We start from the raw sequence: 20,729 nt of genomic DNA on the forward strand, positions 1-20,729 counted from the left end.
CACGCCTGTTAGGGACAACAGGGTACGGCACTTATGCTTATGCCTTGGCTTGGGTTAGCCTATTAAGCGTTCTATCTATTTTTGGATTGGACAAACTCCTTGTTCGGGAAATAGCAGTCTATAACACTCGATCGTCCTGGAACCTGATGAGTGGTCTCCTGCGCTGGTCAAATATTACCGCATTAGTTGTTTCGCTAGGGTTTGCACTCTTAGCAGGAATTACTATATGGATACTAAGTGATCGTCTCGAATCGCAGATGACCTATACCCTTTTGATTGCCCTCGTAATGTTACCTTTGATTGTGCTCTTGCGACTAAGGCAGGCCGCGATGAGGGGACTCCATCATGTGGTTGGTGGACAACTACCGGAGACGCTTATTATGCCTATCTCCTTTTTTATAGTAGTTGGTGGTATGTACCTGTTTATGAAAAATGCACTAAGTGCGCCAGCAGTTGTGATAGCCCAGGTAGTGGCCGTTGGGATTGCTTTACTTATTGGAGTTCGGCAGTTACAAACAAGCCTTCCGCAATCTGCTAAAGAGGCACATCCTGTCTATCAAAGCTGGACATGGACGTACATTGTAATGCCACTTGTATTTCTTGATACTATGACGATGATTAATTCTCAGATAGACATAATTTTGCTGGGATTGATGAAGAGTACGGGTATGGTGGGTGTTTATGCTGTTGCTAAGAAGGGAGCGGCTCTCATTACATTTATACTCATAGCTGTAAACATTGCGCTGGCACCCACAATTGCCAGTATGTATGCGGCAGGTGAGATGGATAAATTGCAGCGCATGATTACAAAAAGCGCACGCGTGATTTTAATAGGTTCTCTGCCCATTGCTATTGTGCTCATATTATTTGGTCACTGGTTCTTGTTATTTTTCTTTGGTCAGGATTTTGTTCATGGCGAAAAAGCACTTGCCATTTTAAGCGCCGGCCAGCTTATAAACGCTGCAATGGGATCGGTAGGTCTATTACTTATCATGACTGGCTACGAGCGTGATGCTGCTATGTGTGTTGGGATCAGTGCGGTACTGAATATCATACTTAACGCTTTTCTTATACCGAAGTGGGGATTGGAGGGTGCTGCCGCTGCTACGACAACTACGGTTATATTTTGGAATATCCTGTTAGCAATCTTGGTGTATAAGAGGCTTGGAATTCATTCCACAGCTCTCGGGGAGATGAGATTGTGGAAACAAGTATGAGAAAACCGGACTTTTTCATAGTAGGAGCCCCAAAGTGTGGCACTACTGCGATGCAGGATTATCTAGGCCAGCATCCGGACATCTTTATGCCTGAGGCGAAGCCACCTCTTTTTCGTGGCAAAGAACTCCATTTCTTCGGGAGTGACCTTAAGGCTAATCGCAAAATGCTTACGAAAGAAGAATATTTCTCCTATTTCCGAGAGGCAAAATATGAGAAGCGAGTTGGTGAGGCAACCGTGTGGTATTTGTACTCTAAGCGTGCGGCTTATGAAATTAAAGCGTTCGATCCCTCTTCGAAAATTATCATTATGCTCAGAAACCCCGTGGAGATGCTATATTCTTACCATTCCCAACTAGTTTATAACGGTGATGAGCATATTGAAGATTTGAGGGCCGCCTTGGATGCAGAACTAGATAGAAAGCGGGGGTTACTTGGTCCGAGACAAGGTTTAATTCCCATTGAACGTTTTTATTATAGAGAAGTTGTGCGATATCCTGAACAAGTTAAGAGATATTTTGATGTTTTTGGCAGGGAGAATGTTCATATTATTATCTTCGACGACTTTATAACCGATAAAAATAGAGTTTATAGGGAAACTCTTCGCTTTTTAGATGTTGATGAAGATTTCGGACCGTCTTTTAAAGTTATCAACCCCAATAAAGAGGTAAGAAGCAGGTTCTTGAGAGATTTACTGAGAAGTCCACCACAAGTCGCTCAATCGGTTGCTAAGTTTTTGATACCTACAAAGTGGCATCAAGGCTTTATCGAAGTGCTCAGTAGGTATAATACTAAGTATAAGTCCCACGAGACCATCAATTCCGAATTAAGGAAACAACTACAAGCTGAGTTTGCGTCAGAAGTTGAGGAACTTAGTGAGCTAATGGGAAGAGATCTTACCCATTGGAATAAATGACGATAAACTTTTTTGAGAATACAGTCTTGATGAGCGGCGTATGATTCATACGTATTTTGGATAAGAATTTATCATTATGATCGTCGAAATTTAAAATGTATAAGCGTTCCCTATTTAGTCTTGCGATTATAATACCTATTACTATCTATGGTCGCCCAATACAGGTGACTTCTAATTAACTAAAATGTAACGAGGTATATTATCATGTCTTAAAAAAGTGACTGATAATTTTTAAATCAATGGTTGAAAAATCATGATGCTAATAAGAACTATTCCCATAAAGGATTTTGTGGACTTAACCAAAATTAAGTTAATTCTTTCGGTGCGGCCTTACACGCAGATAACTTATCCAAGATTATCTAAACTCTATGAGAAGGCTACATGGATAGAGAGAAAAGAAATTGATGGTAGTTTTGTGGAATGTGGTGTCTGTAACGGTGGAAGTGCCGGGTTAATTGCCTCGGTGGCTAAACGTAACAAGAATAGACACATTTGGCTATTCGATTCCTGGGAAGGTTTACCAGCGCCATCCCAAAAGGATGTCTCGTATCTTGGGACAAAGGGTCAAAAAGGTATGGCTTTGGGTTATGAAGATAAGGTTCGACAGTTATTGTTTAATAAGCTTAAGTTGGAGAATAAGAATATCCATCTTGTAAAAGGTTGGTTTAACGAAGCCATTCCTCCGCGTAAAACAGAAATCGGCGGTATTGCGCTTTTGCATTTGGACTGCGACTGGTATGAATCAGTAAAATTCTGTTTGGAAGAGTTATGTGATAGTGTAGTAAACGGTGGCTTTATTTTCATAGATGATTATGGACACTGGGAGGGATGTAGGAGAGCTGTCGATGAGTTTATCGAAGGGAGAAATTTAAAGATAAAGTTAATTAAAATTGACTATACCGGTGTTTATTTTCAAAAATAAGCGGGATTAATGAATATGAAATATGGGTTTATTGAACATAAAGATGGGAAACTCGTAATTGATAAAACGAAGACGATGTCAATTCTAGCCAATAGACTTTTTTTAGAGGCGATGAAAGAAGTAGTAAATTATGCTAAAGGGGAATTGCTAGATGTTGGTTGTGGACAATCTCCGTTTTACCCATTATTTTTACAAAGAACTAGTGGGTATGTTAAGACGGATATGCTGACTTCTCCTGGAAAACCGGACATATTCTCAGACATTATTGCTCTTCCGTTTAAAGATGAATCCTTTGATACTATTCTTTGCACTCACGTTTTAGAACATGTTTATGATCCATTCTGCGCTTTCCATGAAATGAAGCGCGCCCTTCGGCGCGGAGGAGTCATCATAATAGGGACTCCACTTATTTACTGGATACATGAAGCTCCTGTTGATTACCTAAGATATACAAAATATTTTTACCAAAAAATAGCTAAAATGTATGACTTTGAAATCACTTACCTGAAGGAAGTTGGTGGAATTATGAGCGTCCTTGTTGATATGTTATCTAAGGGAATAATTCTTTTCTCGTTGAAAAGTAGATACCTGAGTTTTTTTAAATACATCTCTTTCCTTTTGCAGGATATAGGATGGGTTATTATTGATAAAATTTTGAGAAGGGATTTTGCAATTCCCATAATGAACTTGGGTTACGTTGTAGCTTTTCGAAAAAGATAATCGGTTTGAAAGACTTTTCTCATAAGTACGAATAGTGGATAAGAAATATTAAGTTATAGAGATAAAATGCATTATCGGCCTAAAATTTATTGGGAAGAAAGACTTAGACAAAGTTTTTCATTAAAAAACACGGGTCACATTGGTTTTACCTTACTTTATAACAATTGGTCATATAAAGCAAAAGTTAGAGTCCTTCAAAAAGTATTAAGCAATTTAAAGATAAATTGTGAGGGTAAAAGTGTCTTAGATATTGGATGTGGAACAGGCTTTTGGATCGAATTTTACAAATCTCAGGGAGCAACCTCGCTTGTTGGAGTTGATATTACCAATATAAGTATCGAAAAACTAAGAGAGAAATTTCCGGAGCTTGAGTTTAATGAGCTGGATATAGGAGAGGATGAGATAAACTTGAACGGAAGATTCGATATAATAAATGTTTTTGATGTCTTATATCATATAAGAGATAATCTGAAATTTGAGAAAGCGATTTCTAATATCGCAAAATTATCTAAACAAGGTTCTTATATATTCATAACAGATTCATTGATCGACAAGTCTGAAGCGGAGTACGTTACCTTTAGGAGTTTAGCTACATACAAAGAGCAATTCAAAAGAAATAGGTTAAGGTTTATCGAAGTTGCGCCACTTTTTTATCTGTTGAACCGACCTTATCCATGTCTTTTACAGGTGATTAAATTTGGTCTTATTAAAACCAAATTTAATATAGATCACATAATGGCTCCTATGCTTTATTACCTGGATAAGGTTTTTTTATCACTTAAAAGATCGAATCTTAAGCTGATTGTTTGTGTGAAAGAATGAGAATAGCTTTATTTCTTACAAACTTTCCTATGCTCTCCGAAACCTTCATCCTAAACCAGATAACAGGGCTCATAAATTTGGGAATTAACTTTGATATTTACGCTTCGACTAATCCCCATGAGGAAAAGGTCCATCGTCAGGTAGAGGAGTATAACTTGCTAGAAAGAGTAAGTTATTCGGATTCAATCACCCCGGTATATAAGAGATTAACAAAAGGCGTCAAAATAGTTTTAAAGAATTTTTGCAAAAGTCCTTTAGCATACTCCGAAGCAATGAAAAGCAAATCGCTTAGAGACATATTTTACGTGAATGACTTCACGCTCAATAAGTCAAGAAAATCTTATGACTTGATACATGCCCACTACGGCTCTAATGGACGTATAGCGGCAATCTTAAAGAAATCGGGTGTATTTAAGGGGAAGCTTATTACTACCTTTCACGGATACGATTTCAGCAAATTAATAAATGAAAGAGGGATTCAGACTTACAAGGATCTTTTTAGAGTGGGAGACCTTTTTACTGCTAATACGAATTTTACCAAAGAGAGATTAATTGAATTGGGATGTTCCAAGGCTAGAGTTGTCAAGCTGCCCGTAGGTATAGAAATAAAATTGTTTAATTATAGAGAAAGGTACTTAGGGGAGGTGGACATAGTTAAACTTTTGACAGTGGGGCGAATGGTCGAGAAAAAGGGGCTGGAATACGCGATTAAGGCTGTCGCTAGGGTAGCTCAGAAGTATCCAAATATTGAATATAATATAGTAGGTGATGGTTTATTAAGACAGAGGCTTGAAAACTTGATTAAGGAACTGGGGATAAGCGATAAGGTCAATCTTTTAGGCTGGAAGACACAAGAAGAATTGCGAAAGCTGTTTCAAGATGCGCACATTTTTATATTATCTAGTGTAAAGTCAACCGATGGAGATATGGAGGGGCAGGGATTGGTTCTTCAAGAAGCTCAAGCAGTGGGGATCCCTGTTTTATCTACGCTTCATAATGGAATTCCTGAAGGGGTTATAGATGGTAAGTCCGGTTTCCTTGTCCCAGAGAGGGATGTGGATGCATTAACCGACAGGCTACAATACCTAGTCGAACATCGTGAACTATGGCCGGAAATGGGACGATGCGGTCGAAAGTTGGTAGAAGAGAAATATGATATCAAGATGTTAAATTCTAAATTAGTAAGGATCTACGATGCATTATTAACTGAGAATACGGCTCTTTTAGAAGAGCTTCGGGAGTTGCAATAGGATTATTATACTTGACCCATTGCAGATGAGCTATGAGGACTTCTTTCTTTGCTAAATTTTTATGTAAATCACGGATCTACGTCTGCTGCGCTTCTAGTATTGTTTCATGTAACTTATTACCTAATCTTTCCCAAGAATAATCGTCAACATATTGTAGGTTGAAATTACGATCTAGATTTTTATTTTTCCAAAGATTGTGGAAATGTATTAAGGAATCTTTAATCATTTGAGGGTTATTTTGTACTGTGATTCCTCTGTTAAGTTTTTCCACGAGTTTTGATGCCAGATCAGCCTCGTCATTTTTTATTGATAGAATGGGCCTTTTAGCTGCTATGTACTCATAAATTTTCCCTGGGACTTGGACTCTGCCTCTATGTCCAATTAAAAGAAGTAATGAGGCTCCCTTTTGGAGTGCGATGGCTCTTTGGTGTTGAACAAAGCCAACAAAGCGAACGATTTCGGAAAGGCCATTATTTTTTACGTAGCTCTTACAATCATCATCAACCAAATTGGCGGTGATAACTATTTCTACATCCTTCCATATTTGTTTTAACTGTTTAAGTGCGTCAAAGAATACGATTGGTTCATTAGCTTTATAGAATTTACCCGTGTGGACAATCCTGAATTTACTTGTGGTTTCAGGTGCGACCTCATTGTATTCCTCCGGAGAAAACCCCTGTGAAATTACTTTAATATTTTCGTTTCTGAGAAATGGATACAAACTCAAGTAATGATCCTTGGTCTCTTGTGTTGTAACAATTAGTCTATTTGCCGATTTAAGAATCTTGGACTCTATTTTTTCATCAGTCCATGAACGCCATTTTGGCATTGGTAATATTGGATTGTTTACCCAAGGATCACCATAATCTGCAATCCAAGATATATCTCCGTTAAACTGTTTTAGAATGAAACCTAGAATATGGCAGGTAAAAGGAAAACCTGAAGAAATGATGAAATCATAGCTACCTTCTTTCTTGAGTGCATATCCTTTTAACAATGCGAATGGTAGCCAGATTACTGCTTCGTCTGGTATAAACAAGTATCTTAATCCATTCTCATAAAGATTAAATAAAAGTCTTCCCATTCCTTGTCGCATTGACTCATATGAGCGAAATAGAGCGCTTCTACTGTCTCCGCTAGTTTTGCTCAAGAGAAAGCTCGAGAGATGGTGCATGATTCCGGGATAAGTTCTGAATATCCTGACTTCATCCGGTATGTTTTCTAAAAGCTCGGGGTCGTGGTTGGGGTGGTTCTGAGAGGTGCGGATAGTGAGAACATCAATTTCCCAGCCTTTTGAAGAAAGCTGCTTTACAAATTCTTTCCATCTGTAGCTTCGGGGTGTGCCTATCGGTGGGAAATAATAAGTGCATAAAAGAATTCTCCCTCTCATGTCATTAACTGGAAGAGGCCTTTTTCTGAATTATAGAGGACGGATTCGAGTTAAATCCAAGAATATCTGCGATTGCCTTTTCAAATTGTTTTTGGCTGTCTTTTAGGTTGTATTTCTTGGCTGTTTCATAACCGTTTTTTCGCAATTTTTCTCTCAGCACCCCATCTCTGAGTATGGTCTCAAGCTTTTCTTTTAAATTGTCAGTATCTTCAACATCTGTTACAAGGGCATTATCCGCATTTCTCACGTAGGGAACAGCTCGAGTTGTGACAACCGGACACCCGCAAGCCATTGCCTCTAGTGGCATAAGGGGAAATCCCTCATGTCGAGTTGGATAAAAAAATACGTCGGCAGCGGTAAGTATCTTCCTGAGCTCTTGAATTCCGAGCCAGCCAAAGTTCTTAACTTTGGTATTCATAATTTCGTTTTCCAATGTTTCGCCGCAGGCCCAAACCTCTATCTTTGTTTTCAAATCATAACTTAGTTTATTTATGACCTTTACTACAATATCAAGTCCCTTTCTGTAATCTTTCCTGGAAAGCACAATTACTGCTTTCCTATTTCCTTTTATTATTGATAACTTCTCGTCGGGATCGGGATAGAATGTCTCCAAGTCTATTCCATTCTCAACAAGTGTTGCACTGGCTTTGTATTTTTCTATTAGCTCTCGCACAAGCTCATTGGATACAGCTATTACCTTTATCCTCATAAGACTTAGACAGTAGAAGTAGAGGTTCCTTATAAGAAACCTTTTAAGTGAGTTCCTGTAATAAGATTCATCATAATCTTGAGCGAAGTATATGAGCCTGGAGCGGTTTCTAATCGACAATAATGATGCTAAGGGAATTATATCTACGATTATGGCATCTGAGTGAAATTTTTTCACTAAAGAATGAATAATAGTTCCGAGTTTTGTGGGAAAAGGAATCTTTGTCAGTTTTATTTGTGGATGTAGTGTAAAGACCGTATTAATTGTGTTGTACCATAGGATAACTTTGTATCCCCGTTCAGCCAGAAAGTTTGCATATTGCACGACCATTTTGTCTCCGCCTCTGCTAAAAAGGGAATGTCTATAAAAGAGAATGTTCACTGATCTTATACTAATATTTTTTGATAATTAACTTTATGAAAGTTTAACTTTTTTCTACCTGTTAAACAATTAGAATGTATATTGCTCGGATTTGTTTTAATAAAAAGTCTGCGCCAAATACTTTGACTGAGTAGATTGACCAAGACTTGCCATTAAATATTTCATATTTAAAAACGATCTAATTTTGCATCATTTCAGGTGTTCTCTTTGACTTCAAGAAGGGAATCTCTAAACGTAACTTTAATTAGCTGATTTTTTCCCTCTTACCCACAGTAATTGTGGTTTGGTGCATGGCATGTTGCTTTTTTCAAAGAAGTAATGATAAAAGTCTCTCTCTGGACCTCTTGGAGCCAGTCTATATGAGGTCAATTGGAAACGATTAAGCAAACTTTGCTTTATTCTTTCCTCAGACAATAATTGGGGCTCTGTGAATGTAGGAGGTTCTCCGAGATTGAATGATGCAATCAATTCACCACCTTTCGCAATAATTCTAAAGATTTCACAGCACATTTTTTCGAAATCGGACACATGATCCAAGGCGTTTAGCGTGAACAATACATCGACGTAGTCTGAAGGTAGAGGAATTTGTTTCTCTGTGGAGCATACATAACACATATCGTGCGAGGCTATATTAAAGCTTGTGTACTTTTCCGATAGCACATCAATACCGATTCGAAGCCTTGCATTCTTCGCCCAGCATAGGCTACCTCTAGGCCCACAGCCGAAGTCGGCTACAATTTTATCCTGTAGAAAGGATGCGTCTGCCTCGCCAGCCATCCCAAGCATCAAGCGTTCGTAAAATGAGTTTTCGAACACACCCCCTCCCTGTTCCCAACGAGTTTGCCAGTAATGCAACTCCGCCATGTGTTTTGCTTTTGTAGGTACATAAATCTTTGCTATTCTGCCGATGAATGGTCGTACAGACTTTGGTATGCGATTTATAAAATCCATAATATACACTTGTTATTATGGGTCATCTTACATACTTACCCGAAGCTAAATCATATCGTAAAACTTAAGTTGATAACTATAGATAAAATATCGAACATAGTTAAAAGTTACTAATAGGGGCAACTCATAGCAAAATCTTTAGAATTTTGTTAGAAATCCGGAATCTTTCGATTCCCTGCGATGGATTTGATTCAATTCGTTGCTAATCATTCGGCTACATTACAGAAAATTTAATATTAGGTGTGTTTGAGAATCAAAGAAGCATGAAATCAATATTTTTCATCTCATCAATGATGCTGTTTCCACTTCGGTGGAGTACCTTTTTAACCCAGAGTATATTCCGTCAGCAATTTCGTTGACATAACTCTGGCTTCTTAATCTCTTTTCTTCCCGCGGATTAGTGATGAATGATGATTCTACGAGGATGCTGGGTATATCAGCTCCAATTAAAACAATGAAAGGTGCTTTCTTCACGCCTTTATTGTTAACTGGTCTGTAGTTATTTGATATATTTGAAACTACAGATGTTTGAACATGACTCGCCAGTCGTTTTGACTCTTCAATCTTTGAACTGAGGATATATTTTTGAATAATATCCTTTAAGTCGCTGAGTCCCCTTGTTGTTGTGGCATTTTCCCTGGCGGCCACAGCGAGCGCGTCTGGATCCTTTGTGAAGCTCAAAATATATGTCTCAATTCCATATGCATTCTTATTTTTTGCAGCGTTACAGTGAATAGAAACGAATAGGTCGGCGTTTAGCTTCTTGGCGATTGCCGTTCTTTCTTCTAATGGAATAAAGCGGTCATCATTTCGAGTCAGAATAACTCTTGTTATACCTATATTTTGACCATCCTGCTCGATATTTGACTTTAAGGCTTTTGCTATCTTTAAATTTACATCCTTTTCCTTGAGTCCGGTAGGACCTAATGCTCCCGCATCATGTCCTCCATGTCCGGGGTCGATCACGACTGTTTTAACCTTGAGGCCTAGGGCTCCCCTTAGAGTTGAAATATCCTCACCGTCCTTGGGTAGGGATGCTAAAGTTTTATTGTCTTTAGGGTCTTCATCTTTAGCAAATAATTCATCTCTGTTTGATTTGTCACCATCTATATCCATTACTATCCTGAAAGGATCGTTTAATGAAAATACGCGATAGTCTTCGAAGCTCCTAATATAAAGAACAACCCTAACCTTATCAGGCGTATTCCTGCCGAATTTTATCTCTTCGAGCAGTCCTTTATCTACTGGCGCTAGGGCTAGATTCCTTTCGACGGTTGTGCCGAGAATGTCAACCAGTAGTCTTGGCGGCTTCCCCACATCTGGATTGGGTTTTAAGAAGTAAGACTTGTACGGCATTTCCTTATCGAGATGGATAACCACCCTCGTCTTTGTGTCTGTCGACCAATGTCGGATTTCCTTGATTCGTACTAATCCGTCATCTTCTTCTTTATCAGCCAGGGTCTTCTCTTTTTTAGACGGTTTAAACGGCGATAGCTCCTTTAATTTTCCCTCAGCCGCATATACCATATCGCCATCCGGGAAATCTTCAATTACCCTTTCGTATTCTAGGTATGCTTGTTTTTTATCCCATCCCTCGATTATCCTCGCCTTTCTTACCTGCGCGTCGTCTGCTAGATTGCTTTTTGGATAGGCCCTTATAAAAAGAGTCGAACGGTCAACCGATTTTTCAAGGTCTTCACGGGAATTAAATCTATTCCCGATCTCTTCATACATCTTTCCAGAAAAGAAAAGGGAGTCTGGAGCTGTTGAACTCTCTGGATTGTCGAGATAGATGCTGTAAAAGGCTCTGGCTAATATATCCCAAATCTCCGGATCCTTTACCTTCTCCGGGTCCGTCGTAAGGTTTTTATATAGGTTGAGGGTCTCATTAAATTGTTCTTCGGCCTGATCAATACAAAGTGCGGTTCCTTTTAAGAAAAGCAGGATAAGAAGTAGATATAAACTTAAAGCAATTGTGTTACTTTTCATCTTAAGCATTGCATTATATTATATTTTTTATAATTTGTAAACCATTATTTTTATTTTTCAAGAAAATTTATTGAAATTTGATCTCCACTTTACTTTGCAATGATAATAACTTAATGCTAAATTTGGTTTAATGAGGGTTATAATACTTGGCTGTGCCACTTCTACCGGTGTTCCACTTATCGGTTGTGGCTGTACGGTTTGTAGTTCGGATAATCCTAAGAATAAAAGAACGCGTTGCTCATTATTCATTGAAACAAGGGAGAAGAAGATCTTAATTGATACGTCACCCGATCTGCGAATACAGGCTTTTAGACACAATATCACAAGGATCGATGCCGTCTTGTATACCCATTCCCATGCTGACCATACCCATGGAATCGATGAGCTTAGGACTTACAATTTTATGAATAAGATGGTTATTCCGTGCTATGGGGACCTGCAGACAGTTTCAAACATTATGTCAAACTTTAAATACATTTTCGATGGGTCATTTCCCCCAGGTGGAAAGCCCAAACTATCGATAACAGCTGTTAATCGTGATTTTGACATATACGGTATCAGGATTATTCCGATAGAAGTTCAACATGCTGATTGGCTGATTCTTGGATACAGAATAGGGAACATGGCATATCTTACAGATTGTAGCGGAATACCTGAGAGTTCAGTAAAAAGATTGAATGGGCTTGAACTTCTGATAATAGATGCGCTCAGATATAAACCCCATCCTGCACACTTCAGCGTAGATCAAGCGGTAGAGGTCATCGGAGAGATTAAGCCAAAAATCGCGGTGTTTACGCACATGGGTCATGAACTTGAATACGAAAAGCTTTCAAAAGAGCTTCCGGAAAACATTGAACCTGCCTATGATGGAATGGAATTTGATGTTAATGATCCTCAGTTTTCAAGATGATTTTATTTTGGTAATCTTAAGTTTAAAAAACTATATGAGGTCAAAAGATGCAGGATATCATCAAAGAACTATTGCAGCCAAACGGTTCAAAAATAATCTTGTGCGTCCTCGATGGATTGGGTGGGCTTCCTCTAAACGGAAAAACCGAATTAGAGGCAGCCTCGACTCCCAATTTAGATGAGCTTGCGAGGAGGAGCGCTTGTGGGCTTCATGTCCCGGTGGCACCGGGTATAACGCCGGGAAGCGGTCCATCTCATCTTGGGCTTTTCGGGTACGATCCACTTAAATATGAAATAGGACGAGGGGTTTTAGAGGCTCTGGGCTTAGGTTTGGAGCTATCACGGAACGATTTGGCGATAAGAGGTAATTTTGCGACTATCAGATATGAAGGGAATAGGCCAATAGTCGTGGATCGAAGGGCGGGTAGGATACCGACCGAGGAAAATAAGAGGATTACTAAAGAGATTCGAAAAAAGGTTAAGACCATAGATCAAGTCGAGGTTTCAATTACATCCGGGATGGAGCACCGTTTTGTCCTTGTTCTTACGTTTCCTGAACCTCTTTTGGTTGGTTCACACGATATTTCAGATACCGATCCACAGAGGGAGGGTTTGAGTCCCCTAAGGCCTCTTGCACGAAGGAAGGAAGCAGACAGGGTAGTGAGTGTGGTGGACAGTTTGATAGACAAAATAAATCATGTGATCAAAGATGAGGCTGCGGCGAATTATATTCTCCTTAGGGGTTTTTCGGTTTATCCTAAGCTTCCAACCTTTAGTGAAGCATATGGACTTAAGGCTGCGGCTGTTGCTGTTTATCCTATGTATAGAGGTGTAGCCAGGCTATTAGGCTTGAAAGACCTTGATGTGAAGGATAGTACAATTAATAGCGAAATAGAGACACTCCGGCAGCATTTTGATGAATTTGATTTTTTCTATTTTCATGTCAAGAAGACGGATAGCTATGGAGAAGACGGTAATTTTGATGGAAAGGTCAAGGTAATAGAGGATTTTGATTGTTGTATTCCTGATATTATTAGTCTAAAACCGGACGTATTCGTAGTTACGGGTGATCATTCTACACCTGCGATAATGAAATCACATAGCTGGCATCCTGTACCCTTTCTCCTTTATTCTTCGAAGAATCGTGGCGTTCATGTTTCAGGTTTTTCTGAAAGGGAATGTCTGAAAGGAGAGCTTGGAATATTCAGGGCCATCGAAGCTATGCCACTTATTCTGTCGAACGCAGGAAGACTTCAAAAATTTGGAGCCTAGCCTCTTGAATCTTGCAATTTAGGGATGCTGTGCTAATTTAATTCCTCTGGAAATATCTGCCGAAGTGGCGGAATTGGCAGACGCGCTGTCTTGAGGGGGCAGTGCCCGAAAGGGCGTGCGGGTTCGACTCCCGCCTTCGGCACCATTTGGATATTATCTACATCACTGAGATTGTAATGAGCTGTATGTTTCGACATCCTTCTCGTAGCTCTTCTTATAATTTTCACATCTGGATTCGTCCTCGGGATTTTTTTTAAGGCAATTCTCATAATTCCTCCTCGATTTTTCTACCATTTCTCTTGCATCGAGTAACTTCTGTCTTCTTTTGGACGAATCCATTGGCTTATCAACCAGTATTTCCTTGCCAGTATCGTAATATCCACATCCTGCTAGAGGGGTAATCGTAATTGAGACCACAATTAATATTAACTTTATCAAATGGGTACTCCTATCATGCTCGTAGCTTATAAATAATAAATTTAGAGTTCTCTTTAACCAAACGATTATTCTTAGTTTGCTTGATTTATTCACTTTTATTCGAGAATTCTTCAACTGCTCTGTCGGCGAATTCTGAACCAAATCTTTTTATCATATCTGCAATTTCCTTGTTGCTTGTTGCTCGTTGATAGGTCTCAGCCATTCTGATAATTGTTTGAAAGTAGTGGATATTAATCTCTTCCACTGTCATCTCTTTGGTCCAGAGATCGATGCTTAAACTGTTTTTTCTTTCATGGTCCCAGATTGATATAAGCATCGCGCTGCAAGGTTTTAGTCCCTCTATATCAGAATCTGTTGCATCCCAGTGAATTGACTCAGGGATGTTTTCTTCGTCTAACATAACCTTGAATATTATCTCCGCTTCTTTTGACATTTTTGACCTTTTATATGAATATTTAAAATTGATATTTAACATAAACTATAATTCTGTTTTTTGAAATACAAAGCATTATTGTTTGAATACGGAATTATATTGAATTTCCAATTTTGCTTGTAAAAAAATCCTTGTAGGTATCTTCGTAGTGTTGGTATAAAGAGTAGGCCTTGAATATAACTTTTTCCGATTATAAGAATTATGAAGTCGTTGTATTAGGTTCCGGTGTATCGGGCTTGACATGCGGCATTCAATTATTGGAAAAGGAATTCGGGGTACAAATAATCGCCTATTCTGTGCCGCCGGATACTACTTCGGACATCGCCCCTGCTTATTGGAGCCCCTTTAGGGTATATCCAGAGGGGAGGGTCCTCAAATGGGGCAAATATTCATACAGGGAATTTATTAATTTAAGTGCAAAGACTGGTACCGGAGTTTCTCTAATTCAATTAATGGAACTTTATGATCATGAGGTGGCTAATCCATGGTGGAAGAAGGTGGTACCCGAATGTGTTCGCGCAAGTCAAAGTGAAGTACCTTCGGGATTTAAAGATGCATATCTTGTTGAGGTTCCGCTGATCGAAACCCCGATTTATATGAAATATCTTGTAAAGCGGTTCAATGAGATGGGTGGTAAGATTATCAAGCTTGCCTCAAGGATATCATCTTTAAAGGAGTTGTATGGAGGGGAAAGGATAATCGTAAATTGCTCAGGGCTTGGGGCCTATGATGTTTGTGAAGACAAGGATACATACCCAATACGCGGTCAGATAATAAGAACGACCAACCCCGGGATCAATCGATGCTATCATTATGAAAGTGAAAAGAACGGCATAACATACATAGTGCCAAGGACCGGGGATTGCATACTCGGTGGGACAGCAGAGGAATATGATTGGAATACAGAGATAGATATGGCAACAGCTAATGATATTTTCGAGAAATGTAAGGCATTGGAACCGTCTCTGGGTGATGCGAGGTTATTGGAACACAAGGTCGGACTGCGTCCGGGCCGAAAGGAGGTATGTCTTGAGCTTGAAAGGGTATCGGAGGGGTGTGCTGTAATCCATAATTACGGGCACGGAGGTGCAGGATTTACATTATCATGGGGGTGTGCTGAAGAGGTAGTGGAATTGGCTGAAAGTATCTCACATTAGTTTTTCTAAATTCGCAGATATTATTGGGGGGGTTTCATTTTTCTATATTCGAATAAAGCTTATTTATAATTTCTATCAATCACTGAGTAAAAGCTATCTTAAGCTATTCAAACTAATTGTCTTATCATATAAATGGACATACCAATACTAAGAGATGTTGTAATTATATTCGCAATTTCGATAACTGTTATTTTTTTATTCTCTGTAATTCGAGTACCGACAATATTGGGTTTCTTGCTCACTGGTATTCTGGCTGGCCCCCACGTTCTCGGATTAATTAAAGGTGTCGATGATGTGGAAGTGCTCGCAGAGATCGGTGTAGTGATGTTGTTATTTACCATTGGGATTGATTTTTCCTTAGAGGGCCTTTTGCGTCTCAAGAGAGTGGCTTTGATAGGGGGGTTTCTTCAGGTTTTTCTTACTTCATTGACTTCGTTCTTTTTGATGAAGGTTTTGGGAAGAACCCTTGGAGAGTCTGTTTTTATCGGCTTTCTCATATCTCTGAGTAGCACAGCAATCGTAATCAAACTAATTCAGGAGAGGGCGGAGGTTGAGAGTCCTCATGGTGGGGCTGCTCTGGGCATTTTAATATTTCAAGACATTGCAATCATACCGATTATGCTAATAACTCCGATTCTTGCGGGTGCTTCAGACAAGGTAGGTCTTACATTACTGATGCTGCTTGTGAAAGGGATGACAATCGTTATTCTTGTTATAATCGCTGCCAAGTGGGTGATACCCTGGCTACTCTTTCAGATTACCAGGAGCAGAAGTAGTGAGCTATTTTTATTAGGAATTGTGGTCATTTGTTTAGCGGTTGCATGGTTTACCTCCAGCCTGGGGCTTTCTTTAGCAATAGGCGCCTTCTTGGCCGGGCTTATAATATCAGAATCAGAATACAGTCAGGAGGCGCTTAGCAAGATTTTGCCCTTCCGTGATATCTTTGCAAGCTTCTTTTTCGTTTCCATAGGGATGCTTCTAGACGTGAAGTTCCTCTTGCAGCATCCTTTCCTGATAATCCTAATAACCTTAGCGGTATTGGTTTTAAAGATTATCACTTCATCTTTGTCTGCAATCCTTGTTGGATTCCCGCTGCGTAGTGCGATTTTGGTGGGACTGGCACTTTGCCAGATAGGGGAATTTTCCTTTATTTTGTCAGAGTCGGGGGTTAATCACGGATTATTGAATGAAAATATGTACCAAATATTTCTGTCAGTAGCAATCCTCACTATGGCTGCAACTCCATTCATATTGATGAAAGGCTCAAATTTTTCGGAATTTGTATCCAGATTACCCCTGCCAAACTGGTTGAAATCAGGTCTTTATCCTGTAGTTATCACCAATGAAGTTATAAGCGAAGAAATATTAAAGGATCATCTAATTATCATCGGCTTTGGAGTAAATGGTAAAAATATAACGAGAGCTGCCAAAGCAGCTAATATCCCTTATGTAATAATTGAAATGAACCCTGAGACTGTTAGAGAAGAAAAGTTAAAGGGCGAGTTCATATTTTATGGTGATGCAACTCAAGAGGAGGTTCTTAAGCGCTCCCGAATTGCAAACGCAAGGGTGCTTGTAATTGCTATATCGGATGCTGCTGCGACTAGAAGAATAACGTCCATAGCCAATTATTTAAATCCGAAGTTGCATATTATTGCCCGTACGCGTTTTGTACGTGAAGTGAAACCACTATATGATCTGGGAGCTGATGAAGTAATACCTGAGGAATATGAAACATCTATCGAGATATTTGCGAGGGTATTGATGAAGTATTTAGTACCGCGGGATGAAATTGAGGAGTTTATAGCGGTGGTGAGGTCCGATGGATATGAGATGTTTAGAAATCTTTCCAAACAGTCTGCATTTTTATCTGATTTAAGACTTCATCTCTCAGACATGGAAATCAGTTCTTTAGAGGTTAATAGAAATTCCACCTTGATTGGCAAAACGCTGGCCCAAGTTGGTTTGAGGAACATTTACGGGGTAACAGTTCTTGCTATCCGAAGGAACACTCAATTGATACCAAACCCTGCTGGAGATGAAAGGTTCTCCCCCAAAGACCAAGTAATTATACTGGGTTCACCAGAAAAAATAGTTGATGTTGCCTCTTTGTTCCGTGGGGTCTAGACTGTAACTACCCTGCGTCATGGGTTAACGATATTTACTTACGATCTTGTGGAGGGATTAAATCCTGTTTTGAATTTTATATGATGTTAAAAAGAAGGCTCAATCAGTGAAAACCTTTTGATCAGGTTTTAAGAAAATGTTCTCAAATAGATCTCTTCTTATCTTGCGTGTCGTGGTTTTGGGAAATTCCTCGTGTAGTATTGCAAAATTGCTTATCCTTTTATAGGCCTCAAGATGGTGATTTATCTTCCTTATGTCCGCTTTGATGAGTTCCCATACATTTTCATCAGATACCGCTAGTCCAATAGCTCCCAACCTTTCACCGACTTCTTCAATGTTTGGATATATTAAAGCCTGTATTGTTTTATCATCGGGACTAAATACCAATGCTTCTTCAATGTAATATGATTTCGTCAGTTTTTCCTCAAGTTCTTCAGGGGATAAATTTTTTCCGCCTCGTGTTACTATCAAGAATTTTTTTCTGCCAGTTATGTAAAGATATCCTTCATCATCAAAAAATCCAACATCTCCTGTGTATAGCCATCCGTCTGGCATCAAGACTTCTTTTGTTGCATTTTCGTTATTGTAATAACCCTTCATTATATTGGGGCCCCGCACCACAATTTCACCATTTCCGTCTCTATCGCTATCTCTTATTTCGACCTCATCGCTTTCTATAATCATTCCGACACTTTCGTTTTTTGGCTTTGAAGGGGGATTAACACTTATAAGTGGAGATGCTTCAGATAATCCATAGCCCTGAACAATGGGAAATCCAAATTGTTCGAGTCCTCTTGAAACCCAGGTAGGAAGGGAGGCACCGCCACAGATTATCAATTTTAACTTTTCGAGTCCTAATTTTTTCTTTATCTTTTTACCAATAATTCTTTTAGGTAGGGCTCTCATGACAATTCCTTTAAACCCTGGTTGACCCGAAATTTCTTTATTTATTCTAAGATAGAGCTTTTCCAAAATCAGCGGAGCGTTTAACCATATCGTGGGAGAGGCTATATATAAATCTTCAAGCATTTCTCTTGGCTTTATACTTCTGGCATAAAACACACTTGATCCGTTATAGAAAGATCCCAAAAGCCCACATGTGCACTCGTAAGAATGGTGCATTGGGAGAACGGAGAAAGCCCTGTCATCGGGACTTAAGTCAAGAATTTTATACATGTCTTCTACATTTGACATGATGTTCTTGTGAGTCAGCATCACACCTTTTGGGTTACCGGTAGTTCCTGAAGTGAATAGTATTTCCGCGAGTTGCTGATCTGAAACACTCTCTCTTTCAACGCCCGAGGAATACCTCTTAAATATGTCGTCAAAGTTCTCCATTATAATCATGTGTTTCAAGCCTTTGAGTTCATGAAGTATTGGTCGGATACTGGTGAGAAAAGATTCAGATAAAAAAATCGCCCTTGCCGCCGAAAAGCCGAGGATGAACCTAAGGCTTTCCATGGATGCTCTTGAATCGAGTGGAACAGCTGTTGCACCAATCCAGGATACCGTGAAGTATGATATGCCCCATTCAGGCCTGTTCTCGCCCAGTATTGCAATATTGTCGCCCTTGCCGATCCCTGACTCCTTTAGGTATCTGCCAATACGTTTTACATATTCCAGTACCTCCCTATAACTGAACTTATGGATATTATTGTTTCTTGGTATTAAATATGCTGTTTTGTCTTTGTACCTATCTACACTTTTCTCGATCATTTCGGGGATTGTTTTGATTCCGTAAGGGTTTCTTACAGTGGGTATTTTTCTGATTGGCTTATTTAATTTGTTCATAATGAATGGCTAGGGTATATAAATCTAGCATTTTTTTAGAATAACTTCTGGAGATGGGTTTTTTAATAGATGATTTACAGATAGTTTATAAATAGTTGAAAACGTAGATTGAAATACCTCTCGGGCTGAGAAATTATTGGTTAAATATTATTCAAATGATCGTTTGAGAAAAAATCGTACAGTGTTTAGAATAAGGAAATGCATCTGTTTGCCCTTATAATGGCAGGTGGAGAAGGAAAAAGATTTTGGCCCCTGAGCAGGAAGGATAGGCCAAAGCAATTTCTTAATCTTATCGGTGGGAAATCACTCTTAAGACAAACAGTTGAGAGGATTCTGCCATTAATTCCTTATCAAAATATCTTTGTCGTGACCGTAGAACGTTATCTTGACGAAACTCGTAGGCATTTACCTGGATTACCTCTGCAGAACATAATTATCGAACCTGAAGGGAAGAATACTGCTCCCTGCATAGCGCTGGGTACTCTCAAGATAAAAAAGATTTCCCCCGATTCGACGATACTTGTGCTACCCGCTGATCATGCAATCGTTGATGATCAGAGTTTCAGAGATGTTATACAATACGGGCAACGCATAGCAAATATAATGCTTCCTTCCAGCGATTACCCGCTTGTGACCCTTGGCGTAAAGCCTAGGAAGGCTGAAACAGGATATGGATATATAAAGGAATCGACCGAATTGGTAAACTCGTCTGCGCATTATAATGCCAAGAGAATTTTGAAGTTTATTGAAAAGCCAGATTTAAAAACTGCTACAAATCTTGTAAATGAAGGTGGATATTATTGGAATAGCGGTATATTTATATGGAAAACTACAGCCATATTGAACGAATTCTCTGAGATCCTTCCCGAGTGGTATAAGTATTTTGATGGAATTTTAGATTCTTTTGAGAGCAGCTACGGTAACCTTGTGTTTGAGGAATTTTATAAGAACATCCAATCCGGCTCGATTGATAAGCTTATACTCGAAAGGTCGGAGAATGGCGTCGTAATACCTGTAGATTTTTCGTGGAGTGATGTTGGTACATGGCAGGCTCTGGATGAGTTTCTTAGATCAGATGAAGTGGAGAATATCAACATTGGAAATTGCATTTCACTGGATTCCACTTCTTGCCTTTTATTTGCGCAAAACAGACTGATTGCTGCGGTTGGGGTGAAAAATCTGGTCATAGTGGAAACTGATGATGCAATCTTAGTACTGGATAAGGATAAGGCTCAAGATGTTAAGGAGTTGGTAGAGAGATTAGATCTTGAAAAGGACTAAGTTATGAAAATTAATTGCAAATCCACGATGAGTTACCTAAAATATTATGTTAGGAA

At 39.2% G+C, this 20,729-nt stretch carries 18 protein-coding genes and 1 tRNA gene; 12 read left to right on the top strand and 7 right to left on the bottom strand.

The window, feature by feature from the left end; translation table 11 throughout:
• The 6 genes from VGA95_01100 to VGA95_01125 all read left to right on the top strand — a co-directional run.
• On the top strand, positions 1 to 1,217 hold a 1,217-nt coding region (locus tag VGA95_01100), incomplete at its 5' end, for a polysaccharide biosynthesis C-terminal domain-containing protein (protein ID HEX9665138.1).
• Entirely contained in the window at positions 1,202 to 2,131 is a 930-nt protein-coding gene (locus VGA95_01105) for a sulfotransferase (GenBank protein HEX9665139.1), read from the top strand. The genes VGA95_01100 and VGA95_01105, both read left to right, overlap by 16 nt.
• Before the next feature lie 253 nt (positions 2,132 to 2,384).
• Positions 2,385 to 3,053 (top strand): TylF/MycF/NovP-related O-methyltransferase, encoded by a 669-nt coding sequence (locus VGA95_01110; protein HEX9665140.1) that lies wholly within the window; start codon positions 2,385 to 2,387, stop codon positions 3,051 to 3,053.
• A 15-nt stretch (positions 3,054 to 3,068) separates the two neighbouring features.
• Positions 3,069 to 3,773, top strand: a complete 705-nt coding sequence (locus VGA95_01115) for a class I SAM-dependent methyltransferase (GenBank protein ID HEX9665141.1) — start codon at positions 3,069 to 3,071, stop codon at positions 3,771 to 3,773.
• Between the two features lie 66 nt (positions 3,774 to 3,839).
• Positions 3,840 to 4,595, top strand: a complete 756-nt coding sequence (locus VGA95_01120) for a class I SAM-dependent methyltransferase (protein ID HEX9665142.1) — start codon at positions 3,840 to 3,842, stop codon at positions 4,593 to 4,595.
• Positions 4,592 to 5,845, top strand: a complete 1,254-nt coding sequence (locus tag VGA95_01125; GenBank protein HEX9665143.1) for a glycosyltransferase — start codon at positions 4,592 to 4,594, stop codon at positions 5,843 to 5,845. Before VGA95_01120 ends, VGA95_01125 begins: the two co-directional genes overlap by 4 nt.
• Before the next feature lie 76 nt (positions 5,846 to 5,921).
• Here the strand turns inward: VGA95_01125 and VGA95_01130 are convergent, their stop codons facing one another.
• From VGA95_01130 to VGA95_01145, 4 genes are all read right to left on the bottom strand, one after another.
• On the bottom strand, positions 5,922 to 7,235 hold the full coding sequence (locus tag VGA95_01130) for a glycosyltransferase (GenBank protein HEX9665144.1): 1,314 nt from the start codon (positions 7,233 to 7,235) through the stop codon (positions 5,922 to 5,924).
• Positions 7,236 to 7,239: 4 nt separating this feature from the next.
• Entirely contained in the window at positions 7,240 to 8,274 is a 1,035-nt protein-coding gene (locus VGA95_01135; protein HEX9665145.1) for a glycosyltransferase family 4 protein, read from the bottom strand.
• A 291-nt stretch (positions 8,275 to 8,565) separates the two neighbouring features.
• Positions 8,566 to 9,276 carry a methyltransferase domain-containing protein gene (locus VGA95_01140; protein HEX9665146.1) on the bottom strand — a complete coding sequence of 237 codons (711 nt, stop codon included), beginning with the start codon at positions 9,274 to 9,276 and terminating at the stop codon, positions 8,566 to 8,568.
• Between the two features lie 279 nt (positions 9,277 to 9,555).
• Positions 9,556 to 11,265, bottom strand: a complete 1,710-nt coding sequence (locus VGA95_01145; protein HEX9665147.1) for an N-acetylmuramoyl-L-alanine amidase — start codon at positions 11,263 to 11,265, stop codon at positions 9,556 to 9,558.
• 130 nt (positions 11,266 to 11,395) lie between these two features.
• Between VGA95_01145 and VGA95_01150 the strand changes: the two genes are divergently transcribed.
• The 3 genes from VGA95_01150 (at position 11,396) to VGA95_01160 (ending at position 13,591) form a co-directional block, all read left to right on the top strand.
• A complete protein-coding gene (locus VGA95_01150) occupies positions 11,396 to 12,175 on the top strand; it encodes an MBL fold metallo-hydrolase (GenBank protein ID HEX9665148.1) in 780 nt (259 codons plus the stop codon).
• Between the two features lie 47 nt (positions 12,176 to 12,222).
• Entirely contained in the window at positions 12,223 to 13,446 is a 1,224-nt protein-coding gene (locus VGA95_01155; protein ID HEX9665149.1) for a 2,3-bisphosphoglycerate-independent phosphoglycerate mutase, read from the top strand.
• Between the two features lie 58 nt (positions 13,447 to 13,504).
• A tRNA-Leu gene (locus VGA95_01160) sits at positions 13,505 to 13,591 on the top strand.
• Positions 13,592 to 13,608: 17 nt separating this feature from the next.
• Here VGA95_01160 and VGA95_01165 read toward each other — a convergent pair.
• Together VGA95_01165 and gldC are read right to left on the bottom strand one after the other, a co-directional pair.
• Positions 13,609 to 13,884, bottom strand: coding sequence for a hypothetical protein (locus VGA95_01165; GenBank protein HEX9665150.1), 276 nt, complete (start codon positions 13,882 to 13,884; stop codon positions 13,609 to 13,611).
• 85 nt (positions 13,885 to 13,969) lie between these two features.
• On the bottom strand, positions 13,970 to 14,317 hold the full coding sequence (gldC, locus tag VGA95_01170) for a gliding motility protein GldC (protein HEX9665151.1): 348 nt from the start codon (positions 14,315 to 14,317) through the stop codon (positions 13,970 to 13,972).
• 170 nt (positions 14,318 to 14,487) lie between these two features.
• Here gldC and VGA95_01175 point away from each other — a divergent pair, with 170 nt between their 5' ends.
• Together VGA95_01175 and VGA95_01180 are read left to right on the top strand one after the other, a co-directional pair.
• Positions 14,488 to 15,474, top strand: coding sequence for an FAD-dependent oxidoreductase (locus VGA95_01175; GenBank protein ID HEX9665152.1), 987 nt, complete (start codon positions 14,488 to 14,490; stop codon positions 15,472 to 15,474).
• 132 nt (positions 15,475 to 15,606) lie between these two features.
• Positions 15,607 to 17,601: a cation:proton antiporter gene (locus tag VGA95_01180; protein ID HEX9665153.1), complete on the top strand. Its 1,995-nt coding sequence runs from the start codon at positions 15,607 to 15,609 to the stop codon at positions 17,599 to 17,601.
• A gap of 99 nt (positions 17,602 to 17,700) precedes the next feature.
• Here the strand turns inward: VGA95_01180 and VGA95_01185 are convergent, their stop codons facing one another.
• Complete coding sequence (locus tag VGA95_01185) at positions 17,701 to 19,392, bottom strand: AMP-binding protein (protein ID HEX9665154.1); 1,692 nt, start codon at positions 19,390 to 19,392, stop codon at positions 17,701 to 17,703.
• Between the two features lie 198 nt (positions 19,393 to 19,590).
• Between VGA95_01185 and VGA95_01190 the strand changes: the two genes are divergently transcribed.
• Positions 19,591 to 20,673 (top strand): mannose-1-phosphate guanylyltransferase, encoded by a 1,083-nt coding sequence (locus VGA95_01190; protein ID HEX9665155.1) that lies wholly within the window; start codon positions 19,591 to 19,593, stop codon positions 20,671 to 20,673.
• Positions 20,674 to 20,729: the final 56 nt, after the last annotated feature.

This window comes from Thermodesulfobacteriota bacterium, from assembly GCA_036397855.1.
Classification (GTDB): Bacteria; Desulfobacterota_D; UBA1144; order Nemesobacterales; family CSP1-2; genus DASWID01.

Excerpts from the sequence above, each read along its gene's own strand:
- VGA95_01110 (HEX9665140.1), top strand. The coding sequence starts at position 2,385 with ATGATGCTAATAAGAACTATTCCCATAAAGGATTTTGTGGACTTAACC.
- VGA95_01115 (HEX9665141.1), top strand. The coding sequence starts at position 3,069 with ATGAAATATGGGTTTATTGAACATAAAGATGGGAAACTCGTAATTGAT.
- VGA95_01120 (HEX9665142.1), top strand. The coding sequence starts at position 3,840 with ATGCATTATCGGCCTAAAATTTATTGGGAAGAAAGACTTAGACAAAGT.
- VGA95_01125 (HEX9665143.1), top strand. The coding sequence starts at position 4,592 with ATGAGAATAGCTTTATTTCTTACAAACTTTCCTATGCTCTCCGAAACC.
- VGA95_01130 (HEX9665144.1), bottom strand. The coding sequence starts at position 7,235 with ATGAGAGGGAGAATTCTTTTATGCACTTATTATTTCCCACCGATAGGC.
- VGA95_01135 (HEX9665145.1), bottom strand. The coding sequence starts at position 8,274 with ATGGTCGTGCAATATGCAAACTTTCTGGCTGAACGGGGATACAAAGTT.
- VGA95_01140 (HEX9665146.1), bottom strand. The coding sequence starts at position 9,276 with ATGGATTTTATAAATCGCATACCAAAGTCTGTACGACCATTCATCGGC.
- VGA95_01145 (HEX9665147.1), bottom strand. The coding sequence starts at position 11,265 with ATGAAAAGTAACACAATTGCTTTAAGTTTATATCTACTTCTTATCCTG.
- VGA95_01150 (HEX9665148.1), top strand. The coding sequence starts at position 11,396 with ATGAGGGTTATAATACTTGGCTGTGCCACTTCTACCGGTGTTCCACTT.
- VGA95_01155 (HEX9665149.1), top strand. The coding sequence starts at position 12,223 with ATGCAGGATATCATCAAAGAACTATTGCAGCCAAACGGTTCAAAAATA.
- gldC (HEX9665151.1), bottom strand. The coding sequence starts at position 14,317 with ATGTCAAAAGAAGCGGAGATAATATTCAAGGTTATGTTAGACGAAGAA.
- VGA95_01180 (HEX9665153.1), top strand. The coding sequence starts at position 15,607 with ATGGACATACCAATACTAAGAGATGTTGTAATTATATTCGCAATTTCG.
- VGA95_01185 (HEX9665154.1), bottom strand. The coding sequence starts at position 19,392 with ATGAACAAATTAAATAAGCCAATCAGAAAAATACCCACTGTAAGAAAC.
- VGA95_01190 (HEX9665155.1), top strand. The coding sequence starts at position 19,591 with ATGCATCTGTTTGCCCTTATAATGGCAGGTGGAGAAGGAAAAAGATTT.